At 60.9% G+C, this 18,637-nt stretch carries 19 protein-coding genes and 2 tRNA genes; 8 read left to right on the plus strand and 13 right to left on the minus strand.

Annotated elements, in window-relative coordinates:
* Positions 1–88: 88 nt before the first annotated feature.
* Positions 89–652 carry an alkyl hydroperoxide reductase subunit C gene (gene ahpC / locus DSM100688_RS08760; protein ID WP_033494954.1) on the minus strand — a complete coding sequence of 188 codons (564 nt, stop codon included), beginning with the start codon at positions 650–652 and terminating at the stop codon, positions 89–91.
* Positions 653–831: 179 nt separating this feature from the next.
* On the opposite strand from ahpC, the gene DSM100688_RS08765 reads away from it, so the two are divergent.
* The 3 genes from DSM100688_RS08765 (at position 832) to DSM100688_RS08775 (ending at position 3,809) form a co-directional block, all read left to right on the plus strand.
* Complete coding sequence (locus tag DSM100688_RS08765; protein WP_239519419.1) at positions 832–1,500, plus strand: carbonic anhydrase; 669 nt, start codon at positions 832–834, stop codon at positions 1,498–1,500.
* Positions 1,501–1,557: 57 nt separating this feature from the next.
* Positions 1,558–2,883 (plus strand): hemolysin family protein, encoded by a 1,326-nt coding sequence (locus DSM100688_RS08770; protein WP_152358718.1) that lies wholly within the window; start codon positions 1,558–1,560, stop codon positions 2,881–2,883.
* 446 nt (positions 2,884–3,329) lie between these two features.
* Positions 3,330–3,809, plus strand: coding sequence for a Dps family protein (locus tag DSM100688_RS08775; RefSeq protein ID WP_152358719.1), 480 nt, complete (start codon positions 3,330–3,332; stop codon positions 3,807–3,809).
* Positions 3,810–3,996: 187 nt separating this feature from the next.
* On the opposite strand, the gene DSM100688_RS08780 is transcribed toward DSM100688_RS08775, so the two are convergent.
* On the minus strand, positions 3,997–4,566 hold the full coding sequence (locus DSM100688_RS08780) for a M48 family metallopeptidase (protein ID WP_152358720.1): 570 nt from the start codon (positions 4,564–4,566) through the stop codon (positions 3,997–3,999).
* Between the two features lie 139 nt (positions 4,567–4,705).
* A complete protein-coding gene (locus tag DSM100688_RS08785) occupies positions 4,706–5,527 on the minus strand; it encodes an acyltransferase domain-containing protein (protein WP_163146925.1) in 822 nt (273 codons plus the stop codon).
* Between the two features lie 331 nt (positions 5,528–5,858).
* On the opposite strand from DSM100688_RS08785, the gene DSM100688_RS08790 reads away from it, so the two are divergent.
* The 3 genes from DSM100688_RS08790 to DSM100688_RS08800 all read left to right on the plus strand — a co-directional run bounded on the left by DSM100688_RS08790 (position 5,859) and on the right by DSM100688_RS08800 (position 7,434).
* A tRNA-Ile gene (locus DSM100688_RS08790) sits at positions 5,859–5,932 on the plus strand.
* Positions 5,933–5,985: 53 nt separating this feature from the next.
* Positions 5,986–6,058, plus strand: a tRNA-Ala gene (locus DSM100688_RS08795).
* A 98-nt stretch (positions 6,059–6,156) separates the two neighbouring features.
* Positions 6,157–7,434, plus strand: coding sequence for a tyrosine-type recombinase/integrase (locus DSM100688_RS08800; protein ID WP_152358722.1), 1,278 nt, complete (start codon positions 6,157–6,159; stop codon positions 7,432–7,434).
* Positions 7,435–7,687: 253 nt separating this feature from the next.
* Here the strand turns inward: DSM100688_RS08800 and DSM100688_RS08805 are convergent, their stop codons facing one another.
* The 7 genes from DSM100688_RS08805 to DSM100688_RS08830 form a co-directional block, all read right to left on the minus strand.
* Positions 7,688–9,007 (minus strand): P-loop NTPase family protein, encoded by a 1,320-nt coding sequence (locus tag DSM100688_RS08805; RefSeq protein WP_152358723.1) that lies wholly within the window; start codon positions 9,005–9,007, stop codon positions 7,688–7,690.
* A gap of 262 nt (positions 9,008–9,269) precedes the next feature.
* Positions 9,270–9,467, minus strand: coding sequence for a hypothetical protein (locus tag DSM100688_RS08810; RefSeq protein ID WP_152358724.1), 198 nt, complete (start codon positions 9,465–9,467; stop codon positions 9,270–9,272).
* Positions 9,451–9,621, minus strand: a complete 171-nt coding sequence (locus DSM100688_RS11815) for a hypothetical protein (protein ID WP_163146924.1) — start codon at positions 9,619–9,621, stop codon at positions 9,451–9,453. The genes DSM100688_RS08810 and DSM100688_RS11815 overlap by 17 nt, the downstream gene beginning before the upstream one ends.
* The gene (locus tag DSM100688_RS08815) at positions 9,611–9,934 is read right to left on the minus strand and encodes a hypothetical protein (protein ID WP_152358725.1); all 324 of its coding nucleotides are present in this window, start codon (positions 9,932–9,934) and stop codon (positions 9,611–9,613) included. The genes DSM100688_RS11815 and DSM100688_RS08815 overlap by 11 nt, the downstream gene beginning before the upstream one ends.
* An 87-nt stretch (positions 9,935–10,021) precedes the next feature.
* Entirely contained in the window at positions 10,022–10,387 is a 366-nt protein-coding gene (locus DSM100688_RS08820; RefSeq protein WP_152358726.1) for a hypothetical protein, read from the minus strand.
* A 73-nt stretch (positions 10,388–10,460) separates the two neighbouring features.
* Positions 10,461–10,826: a hypothetical protein gene (locus tag DSM100688_RS08825; RefSeq protein WP_152358727.1), complete on the minus strand. Its 366-nt coding sequence runs from the start codon at positions 10,824–10,826 to the stop codon at positions 10,461–10,463.
* A 563-nt stretch (positions 10,827–11,389) separates the two neighbouring features.
* Positions 11,390–12,577 (minus strand): IS1249 family transposase, encoded by a 1,188-nt coding sequence (locus tag DSM100688_RS08830; protein ID WP_152358728.1) that lies wholly within the window; start codon positions 12,575–12,577, stop codon positions 11,390–11,392.
* Between the two features lie 560 nt (positions 12,578–13,137).
* Between DSM100688_RS08830 and DSM100688_RS08840 the strand changes: the two genes are divergently transcribed.
* Positions 13,138–14,091, plus strand: coding sequence for an aldo/keto reductase (locus DSM100688_RS08840; RefSeq protein WP_152358757.1), 954 nt, complete (start codon positions 13,138–13,140; stop codon positions 14,089–14,091).
* A gap of 127 nt (positions 14,092–14,218) precedes the next feature.
* Here DSM100688_RS08840 and DSM100688_RS08845 read toward each other — a convergent pair whose 3' ends face one another.
* The 3 genes from DSM100688_RS08845 to DSM100688_RS08855 all read right to left on the minus strand — a co-directional run bounded on the left by DSM100688_RS08845 (position 14,219) and on the right by DSM100688_RS08855 (position 16,643).
* Positions 14,219–14,668 carry an MscL family protein gene (locus DSM100688_RS08845; protein WP_152358729.1) on the minus strand — a complete coding sequence of 150 codons (450 nt, stop codon included), beginning with the start codon at positions 14,666–14,668 and terminating at the stop codon, positions 14,219–14,221.
* Positions 14,669–15,040: 372 nt separating this feature from the next.
* The gene (locus DSM100688_RS08850) at positions 15,041–16,228 is read right to left on the minus strand and encodes an IS30 family transposase (RefSeq protein WP_240811855.1); all 1,188 of its coding nucleotides are present in this window, start codon (positions 16,226–16,228) and stop codon (positions 15,041–15,043) included.
* Positions 16,229–16,364: 136 nt separating this feature from the next.
* Complete coding sequence (locus DSM100688_RS08855; RefSeq protein ID WP_204316752.1) at positions 16,365–16,643, minus strand: hypothetical protein; 279 nt, start codon at positions 16,641–16,643, stop codon at positions 16,365–16,367.
* Positions 16,644–16,972: 329 nt separating this feature from the next.
* Between DSM100688_RS08855 and gdhA the strand changes: the two genes are divergently transcribed.
* Positions 16,973–18,319, plus strand: a complete 1,347-nt coding sequence (gene gdhA, locus DSM100688_RS08860) for an NADP-specific glutamate dehydrogenase (protein ID WP_152358731.1) — start codon at positions 16,973–16,975, stop codon at positions 18,317–18,319.
* The last annotated feature ends 318 nt before the right edge of the window (positions 18,320–18,637 follow it).

An 18,637-nucleotide genomic window follows, 5' to 3' on the forward strand; every position in this document is an offset into this window, starting at 1 on the left:
AACTCCTTTACACAGACACAGGAAACGACATAGGAAACCGAGATGAAAACGGCTCCCTCACTTGAGGGAGCCGCGGAATACGTCACGATCAGAGCAGGCCGACCAGATCGAGGCTCGGCTCGATCGTGTCCTCACCCGGCTGCCACTTGGCCGGGCAGACCTGATCGCCGTGCTCGTACACGAACTGCGACGCCTGCACGCGGCGCAGCAGCTCGTCCGCGTTGCGGCCGACGTTCGAGGAGATGACCTCGTACGCCACGACCTTGCCCTCAGGATTCACGATGAAGTCGCCACGCTCGGCCATGCCGTCCGCCTCGTTGTAGGTGTCGAGGTCGCGCGCGAGCAGCGCGGTCGGATCGGCCAGCATCGGGTACTGGATCTTCGCGATCTTCTCGTTCGCGTCGTGCCACGCCTTGTGCACGAAATGCGTGTCGCAGGACACGGAGTAGATCTCGCAGCCGATCTTCTTGAAATCCTCGTACTTCGCGGCGAGGTCTTCAAGCTCGGTCGGGCACACGAACGTGAAGTCGGCCGGGTAGAAGAAGAACACGGACCAGTGGCCAAGCACGTCAGCCTTAGTCACCTCGTGGAATTCGTTGTTCTGGAAGGCCTGCACCTTGAAATCGGTGAGCTCGTGCTGCAGCAGGGTCATCATCGTTCCTTTCGTAAAATCACCGCCCGGCCGTAAGCCGCCGGGCACCACATCTATCGTATCCTGATCGGCCTCGCCGCGCCGAGCCCTGCGCCGGCAGCGCACATGAGAATAATCACACCCGGTTTCGCGCTACGATACCGATTAAGATGAGAGCGAACCAACTTCTGGAGGCACATATGGCAGAAGAGTCGACCGCAAACGCAACGTGGAGCCGCATGCTGGCTGGCAACCGTCGGTTCGCCGAGGGTAAGCCGGAGCATCCGTGGCAGGACGAGACGACGCGCGAGTCGCTGATCGACCGGCAGAATCCAGACGCGGCCGTGCTGGCGTGCTCGGATTCACGCGTGCCGCCGGAAATCGTTTTCGACGCCGGGCTGGGTGATCTGTTCACGGTGCGCACGGCCGGGCAGATTCTCGATGATGCAGTGGTTGCGTCGCTGGAGTATGCCGTGAGCAAGCTGCATGTGAGTCTGCTGGTGATTCTCGGACACGAGGGTTGCGGTGCGATCGATATGGCCGCGCGTGAATTGGACGAGATGATCGAAGCGACGACGGCCGAAGCTGCCGGTTCGTTGGAGGCCGCGGATGCGATGGACGATCTGGCGGATCGTATCGCTTCGGCCGACTCGATTATGCTGCGCACGGCGGGGATTTCCGTGTGGCAGGCGCGCGAGGCGGAACTGGACGCGCATGAGGATTTCGAGCGGGTGCATGTGGCGCACACGATCGAGGAGCTGGTCACGCGGTCCGAGGTGATTCAGGACGCGCTGGCCCACGATCGGCTCATGATCGTCGGCGCGCGCTACCAGCTCTCCACCGGCAAAGTCGAGGTGCTCAGCTTCTAGGGCCCGCGTAACCCCAAACCCGCCCGATTGACGTGCCACACCTCTAGAGTGGAGGTCATGTCACTTGGTATGAACATCCTCCTGATCTTCGTCTTCCTCCTGCTCGGTTCCATCTTCTCCGGCACCGAACTCGCGCTCGTCTCGCTGCGCGGCTCGCAGGTCGACCAAATGGAACAGGAGGATGCCCGCGGCGCCCGCGTGGCGAAGATCGCCCGCGACCCGAACACGTTCCTGTCCACCGTGCAGATCGGCGTCACGCTCTGCGGCTTCCTGTCCGCATCGTTCGGCGAATCGTCGATCTCCCCGTACATCGTGCCCGTCGTCGAAAGCTGGGGCGTGCCCGCGCACATCGCCGCGCCGCTGACCACCATCAGCCTCACGCTCATCATCTCGTACTGCTCGATCGTGATCTCGGAAATGGTGCCGAAGCGCATCGCCATGCAGCGCACCGAGCAGATCGCGCGCGCCGTCGTGCCCGCGATCGACATCTTCGCGACGATCTGCCGTCCGATCATCTGGCTCATCGGCAAGAACACAAACGGTATCGTCCGTCTGCTCGGCTTCGATCCGAACGAAACGGAAAGTGAAGTCTCGGACGACGAGCTGCGCGTGCTGGTCAATACGAACACGTCGCTGAGCAAGGACGAACGCACGATCCTGGACGACGTGTTCGACGCGTCCGAAACGATCGTGGCCGAGGTCATGCGCCCGCGTGCGGACGTCGTGTTCCTCGACGGTTCGCAGTCGATCGCCGACGCGGCTGCATACGTTCGCGAGATGCCGTACTCGCGCTACCCGGTCACCGGCAAGGACTTCGACGACGTGATCGGCTTCGTGCACGTGCGCGACCTGCTCGACGTGCGCGACCCGAACGCGAAGACCGTGGCCGACGTGACGCGCGAGGGGATCTCGCTGCCGGGCACGTCGAAGCTGCTGCCGAGCCTATCGCTGCTGCGCAAGCGCGGCATTCACCTCGCCGTGGTCATCGATGAATACGGTGGCACCGACGGCATCGTCACGCTCGAGGACATGACCGAGGAGCTCGTGGGCGACATCCGCGACGAGTACGATCTGCCGGAGGAGTCGAGCAAGACCGGGAAGAACGGGCGCACCGCGTTCGTGAACGGCGTGGCCACGGTGGACGGCGGCATGACGATCGAGGACTTCGACGATCTGACCGGCATCGAGCTCGAAGACGGCCCGTACGAGACGGTGGCCGGCTATTTCCTTGCGCACACCGGCAAGATGGGCGAGGAAGGCGACGTGCTGCACTCCGACGACGGCTACGACATGGTGATCACGAAGGTTGACGGCCGACGGATCGAAACGCTGGAGGTGCGGAAGGCCGGCGCACCGGATCACGCACCGGAGATCAAGGCGTAAAGCGGCCAGCGTGTCCGGGCCGGCTTGCTTACGTCGGCGAGCTACGGGCGCGCGTCCGGCAAGCTGCAGCCTTCTGCGGAATCGAAAGGCCGTAACTCAACAGGATCTCGCTCCTGATGTTGAGTTACGGCCTTTTTGACTGTCCGAAACGACCGTAACTCAACACTATTTCGCCTCTACTGTTGAGTTACGGTCGTTGTAGGGTCCTGAAACGACCGTAACTCAACATGATTGGATGGTTGATGTTGAGTTACGGTCGCGCGGTCATGACGGATGCGGTCATGACGGGCATGATCACGACGGTGCGGACGGACGGTGTGGACGAACGATGCGGTCACGACGGTGTGGGATACGCCACTGCCGGGCCGCGCACGGCGCACGGCCGCGACGTGTAGAGTGGATATACCCGGCTCCCACACGGGGCCGCCGATCGAAAGGAGCAAGTCATGACGCTTGCATTCGTTGTTCCCGGACTCGACGAGGCCACGTCCGAAAAGGCCATCGCCATCCTGCAGAATCGCCTCAGCCAGGAGCAGGAGGCCGCGCTGGTGCTCAAGCACGCGCACTGGAACGTGACCGGCCCGAACTTCATCGCCGTGCACGAGATGCTCGACCCCGAGGTCGAATCCGTGCTGGCTCAGGCCGACGAGACGGCCGAGCGCATCGCCACGCTGGGCGGCACCCCGGACGGTCGCGCGGATGCGATCGTGCGCAACCGCACGTGGAAGCCGTTCGATGTCGAAGGCCGCGCCGGCACCACCGCGTATCTTGAGGCGCTCATCGAGTACTACGATGCGTTCATCGCCGAGGATCGTCGCGCGGTGGCCGAACTGGACGAGCTGGATTTCGTGAGCTCCAACATCATCCAGGATCACGTGCAGCAGCTCGAGAAGTTTCACTGGTTCATGCGCTCTCACCTTGCGTGAGTAAGCGCAATCACACACGATAACGACCGTAACTCAGCAAGATTCGCTCTTCGATGTTGAGTTACGGCCGTTTTTTACGGCTTACACGACCGTAACTCAACACAATCCGGTCCTTGATGTTGAGTTACGGTCTTCGTGACTTCCGAAAACGACCGTAACTCAACGATATCCCGACTGTACTGTTGAGTTACGGCCTCCCCATCACCGGCTGCTGATTCAATTCCCGCCTCAGCTGCCGCCAGTTCGGCTGATACGTATCCATCCGCCGCTGGAACTCGACACCGTGCCCACGTGTGTTCCACAGGTGCGTCATCTCGTGCACAAGCACGGATTCCAAGAATCTCGGATCCATCAGTCCGAGCTGTAGGTTCAGCCGTATGCGCCCGGTTTTCGGCGTGCACGATCCCCATCGCGAAGTCATGACGCGCAACGTGACATGCGTCGGCGTACGCCCGATGATCGGCCCCCACTCGGCGATCAGCCCTGGCAGCACCGCGTTGATCACCGCCGCGGCCTGCCGCCGCCGCTCGTCCGTCCACATCATCCGCGGATCCTCACGCACGTCACGCAACTGCGTCAACCGTACCCGCTGCCGCGCGATCCAATCCCGCCGTCCGCGCACGAAATCAACGATCTGTCGTTCGTTCATGCGCATCGGTGCGGAAATCTCCACTCGACCGTCCGCCGGTCGTACGCGCAGATACATGTTCTTGATCGACTTGCGCGTCACCGTCACGTCCAGTCCGTCAATGGTCATGGTTTGCGGCGCACGCGGGGCGGTTGATCGACGAAATGGCATACGACCATTGTCACGCAGCAACGGACACAGACCGCCAGCCAGACCGTCAACGGTCACCAGTCGTCAATCATCTGCCGCCAGTCAACCAGTCAGACTGTCACCGCAACCGACCGATGCCGATGCCGACCTTGCCGCCGTCAAGCAGAAACTGCTTCATGGCGCGCTGCAGCGACGTCCGCTCCGGCAGATCCGCAATCGGCGCGGGATCCCGTTGGAATACCCATTCGCGCCAATCTTGCGCGTCCGGCCGAGTCTCGAGAATGTCGAACCGGTGCTGGAAGTCGAGGATGTGCGCATGCTCCGGCAGCAGCTGTTCGAGCGCGGGGGAGAGCAGCCACGACTCGCACATGTACGGCACGCCGGGCCAGTCCGGGAAGAACCGCGCGAAGAACGAACGCGAACGGGCAATGGACTGGTCGCAGTGGTCCGGGTCGAGATGCGCGTCGGACGGAATGTGCAGATTGATGACGCGCGGCACTCCGGCGACCGACGGCACATCCTTCGCGTCGCAGGCCAGTTCGAATTCGAGGTTGCTGAGGCGGAACAGTCGCGTGCTCAGCTGACGGTACGTCCAGAAATCGCGATCGAATCCGTAATCGCCGTAACTGACCTTGTGTTCTTCGACGAATCGCGTGAAACACGCCATGGTGGAGTCGAATACGTTGTCAGGAATGCCGAGACGGCAGTATTCCGGGAACGTGTAGGCGCCGGCCGCGTAGAGCATCCAGTACAGCATGCGGAAACCGCACGGATCGTCGCCGAGCATGGATTTCAAGGTCTGCCACGATTCGACGCGTCGCTCCGGATTGGCGAGGCCCTGCACCGCATCCATACCGTCTGCGGGCAACGATTCGCCGTTGGCCTCCAGATCGCGCATCACGGTATCGACTTCGTCGGGCAAGCCGATACGTTCAACCACCTGCCCGACCGTTAATGTCACGCCGGACATGGTTGGGTCGGCAGGCATGGTACGACCATTGTGTTCGATGCAATTACGCATCCCATTCATTACTGCTCTCTTCCTCATGGGATTTGCGTGATCGACTCTACCAGTCGGTACACGTGACGCAAAGCGGTTGCCCTTATAGTGGTTATGTTGACTATTACTCGGTATTGGTTACGGTTGGCTGCCGTTGGTTTGCCGTTGCCGCCCGCCGATTATCGCGCGACACGCCGATGACACTGCCGAATTGACATACGGAAGGTCTCTGGTAATCTAGTCGATTGTGCGCTTTTGAAGCGTATGGATCGGGCCCGTAGCTCAGGTGGTTAGAGCGCATCCCTGATAAGGATGAGGTCGGAGGTTCAAGTCCTCCCGGGCCCACAGGAAAAATGAAGCGGCCATGTGCCGCTCTTTTTTTCTAACTACCCAGATTTGGGGCATTGGCGCAGCTGGTAGCGCATCTGCTTTGCAAGCAGAGGGTCGCCGGTTCGAACCCGGCATGCTCCACAACACAACAAGAAACCCCGGAATCGCAAGGTTCCGGGGTTTCTTTTTTGCTGTTCATAGGGTCGTTGGTAGGGTCGTTTTCTGCTACGATTTGAGGCATGGCAAAGCAACGTGGCATGAAGGGTCTGGGCACCGTCTACCAGACGAAGAACAACGGCAAGGACGTGTGGTGCGCGGCGATGACGCTGACGGTGGACGGGAAGCAGAGGAAGATCCGCGGGTATGGGGACACGCCCGTGAAGGCCATGGAGCGGAGGGCCGAGAATCTGTCCCGGCTGGTCAGCCGGGGATTGGAGCGGCCGCAGACCCCGACGATGGACGAGTTCACGGCGCGGTACCTCGGCCACTATTCGGAGGCGGAGATCCGGGAGCATTCGAAGCGCAAGAAGAAGGAGACGTTCAATCACTGGATCCTGCCAGCGATGGGCAAGAAGCGTGTCGGCGACGTCACTGACGCGGACGCGGTGCGGGTCATCGAGGCTTGCCCGTATCCGAGCGTGAGGGTCGCGATACACAAGGAGCTGACGGCGATCTTCACCTACGCCGTCGATACGAAGGTGCTGGGGCACAGCCCGATGGCGTTGGTCAAGAAGCCCAAGTACGTTCCGGAGCGCAGGGAGCTGGTGGAGAGGACTGCGGACGCGCATCTGGAGCTGGTCGGCGGTCTGCTGGACTGGCTGGAAAGGCCGGAGTGCCCGTACCACGACGACTACCCGCGCGTGCTGATGATGATGCTGGGTCTGCGCAGCGCCGAGCTGCTGGGATTGGAATGGTCGTGCTTCACGAACCTGCGGGCGAGGAAAGGCCAGCCGGCCACCGTGGAGATCCGTCAGGTGCTGGAGCGTCACGACCCGAAGACAAGCGGGCTGAGCGGCTGGTACCTGAGGCCGGGCGCGAAGAGCGACGCCGGTCATCGGACGATACCCCTGCCCGAACGGTGGCGGAAGGCCCTGCTGGGCCTCCAGCTGGATCAGGAGATGCACCGCAACGGTCATCGGCACGGCGAGTACGTCTGGGAGAGGGATTGCGTGTGGCTGGACGCGAAGGGTCATGTGCTGCGTCCGTCGAAGCACCGCCAGCTTTGGTACGAGCTGCTGGAGGCGTACATCAACCAACTGCCCCATCAGATGAACAACGACAAGCCCGTGCTCCGGTTCAGCAGCGAGGAGGAGCGCAAGGCTTGGCGGAAGAGCTGGAACCCGCACACGTCCCGAAACCTGTGCGCCACGGCGATGGCTCAGAGCGGCGTCCCCATCGAGACCGCCCAGAAGATCCTCGGCCACTCCTCGAACGTGATGACGGCGTACTACACCGTCCAGACCCTCGGGATGAAGAGCGAGGCCGTTGAGAGTCTGGCCGGGGCCTTTTCGGTCTGATCCCGTCGTGGTACGAGCGCGGTACGCGACGCAACCCCGCACCGCGCCGCTCCGTCACGTCGGCACGTCGGGGCACCGGGCCGGGGGCAACGCGCGTCCGGCACGTTCCCGAGCGCTACGCCTTGCAAGCGGCGGCTCCGCGTCGGGGCACCGGACGGCGCGTCACACCACCGGCCTGTCACATCCCGGCACCGAGGCACCGGGCGGCGGGCACTTTCGCACGGCGTACCGCTACGGCCCGTACCACGGGGTTTCAGAAGTCCTTCAGATCCTCCATCAGGGAGTTCTCCCATTCCCCGTCCTGCTCCATCGTTTCCTGACGCCCGTCAAGGGCTTCCTGACGTTCGATGATGTGGTGGCGTATCATCTCATCGGTCATGCCGACTTCCTCCATCATGCCGATGATGCTTTCCGTCTCGGGCAATCCATCCCACCACGTCGGCCCATCGATCTTTTCAAAGCGCACGGTGTCCAGATCGTCGTCCAGCGTGACGCGAACTGTGGTGATGCGCCCCAGTACCGATGCCGAGCGGTTTTTCAGATCCGACTCGTCGTAGCAATCGCGTATCCCGACGTTCGACGTGAACACGATGCGGTCGAAGAAGGCGAAACCGTTCGCGTACCTCGCCGTGAGCTGGGTTTGCGGCTCCCCCTCCCAGAACTCGAGGAGCTGGGACATGCCGGGTTTTTTGTCGCGGTTGAATTCGTTCCAGATCAGCGTGCGCTGCTGGTCGTACATATCCCATGGATGCCATGTCCCATCCGGCCCGCGATTCGGCACGATGTAGAACGGCAGCTTGCGACGCTTGGCGTATGCCTTCGCGTAGAGGCTTTTGCCCACGCGCCCGTCTCCGATGAGATACAGCATCTGCACGTCCCGGTAGCTGTTGGAGCGCTCGTATTGCCCGGCGGCGTATGCGTCTTTCAGCTCCTTTGCGTAGGGGGCGAGATCCACATTCTGGGCGATCAGCGTCAAGGGGTTCGTGCCGTCGAATGCGGTTTGCCGGGCGGCCTGCCTGTCGGTCAGATCCGTGCGCTTGCCTTGGCCGTCGAACGAGAATCCCTCGCTTTGCCAAGGACCTGCGATACGGGTGTCGAGTTTCGAGCAGTACCGGGCGACGGCCTCCTTCCCGCGTTGCACGTTGTCGATATGGGCCTGCGTGGGAAACAGCTTCGCGAAAGACCCCATGCGCATCTGAGGCGTATAGAAGCAAAAATGATAGTGCTGAAGCCCCTGGTACAACCCATCGGTTCCGTACAGCCATTGGACGGGGTTCCCTTCCGGATCCACGGTTCCCTCCGGCGCTTTCGGACGGTTCCCCTCGTTCTCTTCGAAGCGCTTGCCGGTGCCCTCCTCCATCTGGCCTATGTATGACCATCCGGGGCGTTTCGCGACGTCGGTCAGTATCGTCGGGTCACGATTCACGTACTTCGCGGGGATGGTGACCATCCAGCATCTCGAACGGGGATGCGCGGCAATGTTGTTCAGCTTGCGCACCTTTTCCTTGTCCGGGTAGCGGATCTTGCGGACGAACGAGATAGTCTTCCCGGTGTCGGTGGATATGTCCGTCATGTCGTTTTCCTTCCCGCCCCGTGGAGTTGCCGCTTCACGGGGCGTTTTTGTCACAGAAGTGGATTTGTCACAGAGGTGGAACTGTTTTGTCACAGAAGTTGGAATGGCCCGCGAGGCCAATGTTTCCAACGGTTTTGAGGTTTTGTCACAGAAGTTCCCCTATAGTACTGGCGCTCGGCCGCATTCGCGGCCTCCCGTCTGCGCCCCCCTTCGGGGGCTTGACCCCCGCGCGAGCGCGGGGGCCAGCCGGGGAACTTCTTCGCTACCGCCCCTGCCGGTAGGACGCACGCCACGAGAGCGCGTCCGCGAGCCGATACCAATACCGGCCCGAGGCTCGTTTCACCGACTCGCGGAAGACCCCGCGCGAGGTCAGGTAGGCCACGGTCGAGTCGGAGCATTCCCCCAACGCGGCCATGTCGGATTGTGAGATGTATGGTTCCCCGTCAATCAGTCGCATCATCGTTCTCACCTCCCCTCATTGCTCGTTCCCGTTCGCGATCGTGGTTCCAAGCTTCGGTCAGTTCGCGGGCGAAGATACCCACAAAAAGGGCGACGGCCACGCTCCATACCGGCGCGCTCGTGGACGTGGCCCATTCCAGCAGTTCATGCATCATCGGGCCGTCTTCCCGTCTTGCGCAGCCCGCGCCTCGGCGCGTTCCCGTTTCCATCGCTGGTAGCCGTCCTGAGAGACCTCGATACGGCCCGCACGCGCGGATCCATCTCCTCCTCCGTCCAGTCCTCCAGCTTGTCGGAGTTCGTCACGTCCAGCGGTTTCTGCTGGGCCTGCAACCGGGCCAGTTCCCGGCGTATCGCTAGATCCACCATCTTCGAGATGGTCATGCCCGGCGTCGCCGCCGCCCACATCCGCAAAGCCGAATACACCCCCGGCTCCAGCCAAGCCTTCACGGCCCGTTTCCTTCCGCTCATAGCGGAGTCTCCTTCCGTCCATCCAAAGCATCAGCCAAACCGTCAGGCCCAGCTGAAACGTCACATCCAATGCGAGGAACGCGAGTATCATCGGGAAGCCTCCCATCGCATCTCGCGGATTTCCTCGCGTTTCTCCTGCCGCCATTCACGCTCGATCTGCTCGGCGAGTGAATCGCGGGTTTCGCCATCGGTCAGCATCTGCTCCTGCATGCGGCGGATCTCGGTCATGCCACGGCGCATCAGACCGACGTTGAAGGCGATCGCCACGGGGTCGAAAAGCACGCCATCGGCAATGCAGGCATCGAGGGGGCGAAGCCCAGCAGGCCCCCACAAACCTTCCACGGCAACGGGCTTGTTGCCGAAATAGGCCCACAGCCGGGTGTACTCGGGCAGATCCATGCCCGTGCCTTGCAGGGCCTCAGCCAGAGGCACAACGCCATCGGGAATAGCCATCATCAGCTCCTTCCAACGGGGAGGGGGCCAGCCGACCACCAATCAAGACCGCCCCCCCTCAAATCGGATTCCGTCACTTGCCGGGGTTCGCATCCACAGGAGCGAGATCCTCGACGATCACCGACCACGCGAGCCGATTCGAGCGATTGACGTAGGGCGTGAGAATGACACGCCCCGTGGGCTTGAGTTCGACCAACTGCGGCCAATCCCTCACGCTGAAGGACTTGACGGACACGTTCTGAACGACGGCCCACGAGCCATCCTTCTGAAGCGCCTTCACGGCGAGGTTGCCGAGCTGATGAACCTCCTTGCCCTCGTACAGCTTGGGCTTGTCGCCATCCATCTGGACGGGCGCATCAGCGCAGGACGCAAGGGCGATGAAACGGAGAGCAGTAGCGACCTCGGTAGCGGAGGAGGTCAGGCGAGAGAAGCTTGCCATGGTAGACACCTTTCTGTTCTGTGTACGCCTACGGGCGTTTCCCGTATGACACTTGGGGAATATCGGAGAGAGGCGTATTCCGAAAACCCCGGTACAACGAGGAAAACGCCAAAATCCGCCCTTCGACGGACGGATTTCGGAAATGTGAGATACATCACACAAATTCAAAAACGACGGCCTCGCGGGCCAACGCTACGCGCAAAATCAGACGTTCATAGGGTCGTTTTGTATTCTGATACGCCGAAAAGCCGCGTCATTGCAACAAATCATCAGAACCCGGCATGCTCCACGTCACCGATCAGGACCCCGGAATCGCAAGGTTTCGGGGTCCTGTTGTTTACCGCGGACGTTGCCGGCACTGTTGCCGTTATCGTCACTGTCTGGCCGTCGTCCTTTCCGAGTCGTCCTTTCCGAGTCATCCCTTCCGAGTCATCCCTTCCGAGTCATCCCTTCCGAGTCATCCCTCCAGAGTCGGCCCTCCTGCGTCGGCCCACTCCGCCTCATCCTTAGGGTTAAGTAAAGAAACGTGGGTCTTATCCGCGCGTGTCATCGCGTGGCGTGGATTATTTTGAGCGTCCTGCCCATCCTTTTCTGATGCCGAATCCGTTCTCGTAGGCATTGATGCCGGTGTCGGGCAGTTGCACCGCGGTCAGGGTGCCGGGCGTCGGTCCGTTGTCCTCGACCGGCTCCTTTCCGACCGTCTTCCAGTGCGCGGGGGTGACGAACGATTCCGGGTCGGGATGCTCGGCGAGCATGTAGACCGTCCATTCGCAGCATCGTTTCATGTGCGCCTCGGATAGTCCCCGGTGATGGTCGAGCGTGCGTTTGACGACGGCGTTGACGCCGCCCTCCAACTGGTTCGTGGTCGACGGCGGCGAATCGCCGTCCCTGACGATGTCGGGGTCGAGGAACGCGAACAGCATCCCATCCCGGTTGAGTTTGACCAGCCGGAAGTAGGCGCGGCGCAGGCGTTCGTGCGTCCACCACCACTTGCGCCCGTTCACGCGCATGGGATCCTGTTTGGCGGTGGTGCGCTCCTTGAGATAGTCGCCGTGCTCCGCGTGCCATGCGTTGAGGTCCGTGAGCCATATGGCGGCCTCGTCGGCGGTCCTCACCCTGGTGAGCCCGCGGGCGAGCCTGAGCAGTGCTTTTCCCGCTTCGCTCTTGGGTTTGTTCGTCAGGTCGACGCGCGTGTTGCGCAATACGTGCACGAGGCAGCGCTGCACGCGGACTCCCCTCCACCGGGTCTCGGCGGCCGCCAGACACCCCTGGCCGCCGTCGCACACCAGCATTCCCGGACGCTTCACCCCACGGAGCAGCTGCAGGTATGCCGGCTTCGTCTCCGCGGAGCACCACTGCCACTTCACGGGCCGCCCGTCGTCGCCGGTCAGGACCAGCAGGCACCAGCCGTACGGCACGTACGTGCCGTCGGCCATCACGTACCGGTGGGAACGGGAGACGCCCGGCATCCCCGGCTCCACGTTCCAGCACCACGCGATCCTGGCCGCGAACGTCTGCCGCGTGGTTCCGAGCATCGCCGCGGCCTCGCTCATGGACCGCTTGCCCGTGACCCACGCGATGAACGCGCGGAACTCCGCCATACGCGTCCGATCCTCCCGCCTCATGGTCGAGCTCAGGCGGCATGCATCGCACTTCCATCGTTGGGTACCGGCCTTCGTGAACCCCTTCTTGCGCATCGGCATACCGCACAACGGGCACTTCCTCGCCTTTGAAGACTTGTTCCTGCTCATGGAACAAGCCAACACGAAAAGTCAAACACCCCGCGCGATTAACGCCCGGACCGTTAATCACACCCCGACACGCAAGACAGGAGAACACCTCACCCCGGATTTAAGACCCACGTTTCTTTACTTAACCCCATCCTTAATCCTTGACGGACATACAGCCGATTCCAACAATGAAAACGGCTGTATGTACGTTAACGGGGAGAAGCGGACGGCATTCACGCATCCCAAAGCAACGCTCCCCGCACAACCGTCACACGACTCCCACGCAACTCACAGAGTCCTCGCACGCGATGCCATGAGTCAGGTGGTTATATGTAGTCAACGGCCGAAAGGCCGGACACCATAACTGAAAACACCTTCTTCCTTCTTCTCCTTTCTTCTCTCCTCGAAAGCCCGGCCCAACCGCCGGGCTTTTGTGGTTGCGGAACAACCGGCCAGAACCGTACGGACGTACGCACATGCGCCGCGATTTGCGTTCAAGCGCGGTTGAGGCGGTAGGGTGGAGTCATCGTGCCGCCGATGACGGCGCCTTGAATATCGCAATCGAACACAGGGGAGTGGATATGAAAACTCAAGAAATCGGACAGTCTGGCATGATCGCATCGCGCGTGGCGTTAGGCGTCATGCGCATCGATGCACTGGATGCCGCGGCTGCCGCACGCACGGTTTCAACGGCGGCGGAGTCTGGTATCGATTACTTTGATACGGCCGATATCTACGGCTTCCACGTGCACGAATTGCATGCCAGTTCGCGTCGGTTCGGTCAGGCGTGGAAGGATGCGGGACTGAATCGCGACAAGATTTTCATTCAGACCAAGTTCGGTATTGATTTCCGGTTCGGTGACGGCGGCGCGCGCGGCTATGATTTCACGGCCAAGCATCTGTTGGATGCGCTTGACGCCGAGTTGGCGGCGTTGCAGACCGACTACGTCGATGCCGTGCTACTGCATCGCATCGACACGTTATTTGAGTTGGATCAGGTCGCCGAGGCGTTCGACAAGCTGGAGTCGAGCGGCAAGGTGCGTCATTTCGGCGTGAGCAATATGGGACCGTGGCAGATCGAGTTGCTGCAGAGCGGGTTGCGGCAGAAGTTGGAGATCAACCAGCTGCAGTTTGGTCTGATGCACACGCAGATGCTGGATGCCGAGATTCATTTCAATGTGAACGATGATCCGGCGGCCGATCGTACGGGCGGCATTCTGCCGTATTCGCGACTCAAGCACATGACGATTCAGGCGTGGTGCCCGTTCCAGTCCGATACCGAGTATGGTCCGTTCGTTGGCAACGCACATTTCCCGGAACTCAACGCTGAACTCGACAAGTTGGCCGCGAAGTATGATTCGACGCCGAACGGCATCGCGGTGGCGTGGATGCTGCGTCATCCTGCCGGCATCCAGCCGTTGCTGGGGTCGATGAATCCCGATCGCATCCGTCAGATGGCCGCGGGCGCGGATGTTGATCTCAGCCGTGAGGATTGGTGGGATCTGTATCGCGCGGCTGGCAACAAGCTGATCTGACCGACGGGACGGTCTCCGATGGGGTGATGTTTCATGTGAAACATCACCCCATCACCATGCATGTGGCTCCCCTCAGAAAGAGGAGCTGGCTCGCGAAGTAAGGCTGAGGAGAGCGGCGTCAGCGCCTTCATACATTGCGTTTGGCAAGCTCGTCGCGGATCTCCTGGAGCAGTGCGACGGTCTGTTCCTCGGGGGTCGGTTCCGCGGTCGCCTCGGCCTCCGCTTCGGCGGCGGCCTTGTCGGCGGCTTCCTTGAGCCTGGCCTTGACCAGCAACGCATCCGACATGTCACGGAACTTGTTGATCGGCACGAGAATGAAGAAGTACACGGCGACGGCCACGATGAAGAAGTTGAGGATCGCGCCGAGCACCGCGCCGAGCGATATGGTCGCACCATTGAAGGTGAACGCCAACAGACCATCCATGTTCGGCTTACCGAAGATCATGGCGATCAACGGATTGATCAGACTGTTGACGATCGCATTGACCACGGCCGTGACCGCACCGCCCATCACGACACCGACCGCCATGTCGATCATGTTGCCGCGGGAAATGAACTTCTTGAATCCATCGATCATGGTCGCTCCTTACGTACGCATACGTATGCATCTTCTGTCAGAGTAACGCAACCAGACAACGGACAACCAGCCGAAACCAAAGGCGCCATCGGCTGGTTGTCCGTTAGGGGGATAGGAAAAACAGGGGAGAAAACGGGAATATCACCCCATTCTTAGCGGACATACAGCCGTTTACATCGATGCAATCGGCTGTATGTTCGTTAAGGAGAAGAAGGAAGAAGAGAAGAAAGGGAAAAGGGAAGCCGGCATACTCGCCGGCCTGATCGACGATCAGCCTGGCCCCCCTCCATGAGGGGAGCTGTCAGCGTAGCGGCGGATTCTAGTGGTGGTTGCAACACCTGTGTTGCTGTCTGATTCGGTTGCGTGATCGTATCATGCCGCTTCGATCAGATCGAGCATGACCTCGATCGGAGACCTGGCGTCAAGGGTCTTTCTGGGACGGTTGTTCATTTTGGCCGCGATCATGTCCAGATACGCCCGCGAATACCCGCCCAGGTCAATCCCCTTCGGGAAATACTGGCGCAGCAGCCCGTTCGTGTTCTCGTTCGTGCCCCGCTGCCACGGCGAATGCGGGTCGCAGAAGAACACATCCATGTCCAGCGAGGTCGAGATGCGTTTGTGGAGCGCGAGTTCCGAACCCTGGTCCCAGGTCAGGGACCGTCGCAGAACGGCGGGCAGTTCTCCCATCCGGTCGATGATCGCTCGCTGGACGTGTTCGGCGTCGTGCCCGTCGGGCAGATGCAGGAGGATCAGGAACCGGGTCGAACGCTCCACGAGCGTGCCGATCGCGCTGCGGTTGTTCGCGCCCATGATCAGGTCGCCCTCCCAATGGCCGGGCACGGCACGGTCCTCCGCCTCCGCGGGACGCTCGGAGATCATGACCATCGGCTCACGAAACCGAGACACTCGCTCACTACCCTTGGCATGCGAACGACGTTTCGTCCGTCCGCTCCTCAACGCCTTGGCGACATCCTTTTTCAGCTCGCCTTTGGCCTGAACGTAGATAGCCTGGTAAATCGTTTCCGTGCAGACATGCATGTCCCCATTATCCGGGAAATCAAACCGGAGCCTGCGCGCGATCTGCTCCGGACTCCAGTGCCTACCCAACCCCTCACGAATGTACACGAACAACGAATGATCCACGATCACCTTCGCACGCTTAGGCCGGGCGAGCCGTTTCCTGCTCAACCGGTGAGCGCGATACGGTTCATACCAGCCAGTATCCGGGTTCGTGTTACGCGTGATCTCACGAGAAATAGTCGACGCGGAACGTCCGAGCCTGCGCGCAATTCCCCGTATACTCCAACCCAGTCTCACCCAATCCGCGATACCGATACGATCCGTCAGACTCAAGAATCGTGGACTGATCGTCTTCGATTCATCCATGACGGGAGCATACCGGATCACCACGGACGGTAGCGCACGACGACCAGCACGAGTCCTCCCGTTCCTCCATACCTTGCCCGTACGCTTCGAAACACCAACCGCTCTCGCGGCCTGCGTGTAATTCATCCCACCAGCTATGAGTTCCACATACCTGTCACGACGTGCTTTACACATCTCATTACGGGTTGCGTATTCAACCCCGTCGAACACCCACTTGCCCACCTGAATCTCCTTCCCAGATCATCAGGTGTTGCAACGATCACTAGAACCCGCCGTCAGCGTAGCTGACTGAGGGGAGCCAACCAGCCAGCTACGCCTCCGCAGCCTCCTGCTCATCCTGCGCCTTGGCACGGGCCGCCTTCCACCGCGCAATACAACGCTCAATGCGCTTGTATCCGATAATCTCCGGACCCAGCCCGGCCTCACGGAACATCTTGACCGGCGAGGCGCCGTCGGCATACCGCTCCATGCACGAATCCTGAAATTCCTGCGCGTATTCGATACGATTCACCGTCGCCGACTGCACGGCCGGCAAGCCATTCAGGTACGCCACTTGCTCGGCGGTAAATACCACTTTCTTGCTGACCATCACACTCACCTCGTCGTCACATCGCACCATGAGAAGCCACTACTTGTTTATAACGTTGCACGCTAAGGTTACGCGAACCTTAGCGTATACGCTACAAGATAAGCCCCCCCCAAGATGTTTTTTCTCTTCAATAATACTGTGAAGATAGTAAAAACTGGCTTAATCACAGAGTTTTTAACGTTATAAAATACGCAAAATCAAAACGCCGTATTCTATGTACATCGTTAGCAATGTGAGATAACGGCCGGATCTTGGGAAAACCCTTGTTTCAGCAGTCCCGCAAATCTACAATAAAGCCGTCTTATTGATGACTGAACCAAGGGAGATCCATGTTCACCAACGATTACATCCAGCGCGTCTATGCTCAAGTCGAGCAGCGCGACGGCGACCAGCCCGAGTTCCTGCAGGCCGTGCGCGAAGTGTTCGAAACCCTCGAACCCGTGATCGAGAAGCACCCCGAATACGAGAAGGCGGGCGTGCTCGAGCGCATCGTCGAGCCGGAGCGCGTGGTCAAGTTCCGCGTCGCGTGGACCGACGACGCCGGCAAGGTGCAGGTCAACCGCGGTTACCGCGTGCAGTTCAACTCCGCGATCGGCCCGTACAAGGGCGGTCTGCGCTTCCACCCGACCGTGAACGAGGGCGTCATCAAGTTCCTCGGTTTCGAGCAGATCCTCAAGAACTCGCTGACCACGCTGCCGATGGGCGGCGGCAAGGGCGGCTCCGACTTCGACCCGAAGGGCAAGTCCGACGCCGAGGTCATGCGCTTCTGCCAGGCGTTCATGACCGAGCTGTGCCGTCACATCGGCCAGTTCACCGACGTTCCGGCCGGCGATATCAACGTGGGCGGCCGTGAGATCGGCTACCTGTTCGGCCAGTACAAGCGCATCCGCGACGAGTATTCCGGCGTGCTGACCGGCAAGGGTCTCGAGTTCGGCGGCTCGCTCGCCCGCACCGAGGCGACCGGCTACGGCGTCTGCTACTACACCGCCGAGGCGCTGCGCGTGCTCAAGAACGACTCGTTCGAGGGCAAGACCGTCGTGATCTCCGGGTCCGGCAACGTGGCGATCTACGCCGCGCAGAAGGCCGAGCAGCTGGGTGCCAAGGTCGTCACCGTGTCCGACTCCAATGGCTACGTGTACGACCCGAACGGCATCGACGTGACCGTCGTCAAGCAGATCAAGGAGGTCGAGCGCGGCCGCATCAAGGAGTACGCGGAGCGCGTGCCGTCCGCCGAATACCATGAGGGCTGCTCAGGCGTGTGGACCGTGCCGTGCGATATCGCGCTACCGTGCGCCACGCAGAACGAGATCAACGAAGAGTCCGCGAAGGCCCTCGTCGCCGGCGGCTGCAAGGTCGTGTGCGAAGGCGCGAACATGCCGTCCACGCCGGAGGCCATCGCCGTGTACCAGCAGAACGGTCTGCTGTACGGCCCGGCCAAGGCCGCGAACGCGGGCGGCGTGGCCGTCTCCGGGCTGGAGATGAGCCAGAACAGCTACCGTCTGTCGTGGACGTTCGACGAGGTCGACGCCAAGCTCAAGAACATCATGGAGACGATCGTGGCCGAGTCGCTCAAGGCCGCGAAGGAGTACGGCCACGAGGGCGATCTGATGCTCGGCGCGAACGCCGCTGGCTTCGTCAAGGTCGCCAACGCGATGGTCGCGCAGGGCATCCTGTAAGTCTCGACGATCACGTATCGGCTGTGTGTTCCGCATACACGCCAACGGACATACAGCCGATAGGGCATACGTAATCGGCTGTATGTCCGTTACGAGAAGCGAGGAATGGACGTCACCGAGTTGGACTCGGCAACGTACTCGTCGCTCCGTAACGGACATGCAGCCGATTACGACGATGAAATCGGCTGTATGTCCGTTGAAGGGAGAGTTTCTTCCCCAACGGACATACAGCCGTTTTTCGTACCCGGATCGACTGTATGTCCGTTTGGGAAATCATCGCATGTCCGCCGCCGACGCACGATCGTCATAGGTTACAAT

The sequence above is a fragment of the Bifidobacterium ramosum genome (assembly GCF_009299505.1).
Taxonomy (GTDB): Bacteria; Actinomycetota; Actinomycetes; order Actinomycetales; family Bifidobacteriaceae; genus Bifidobacterium; species Bifidobacterium ramosum.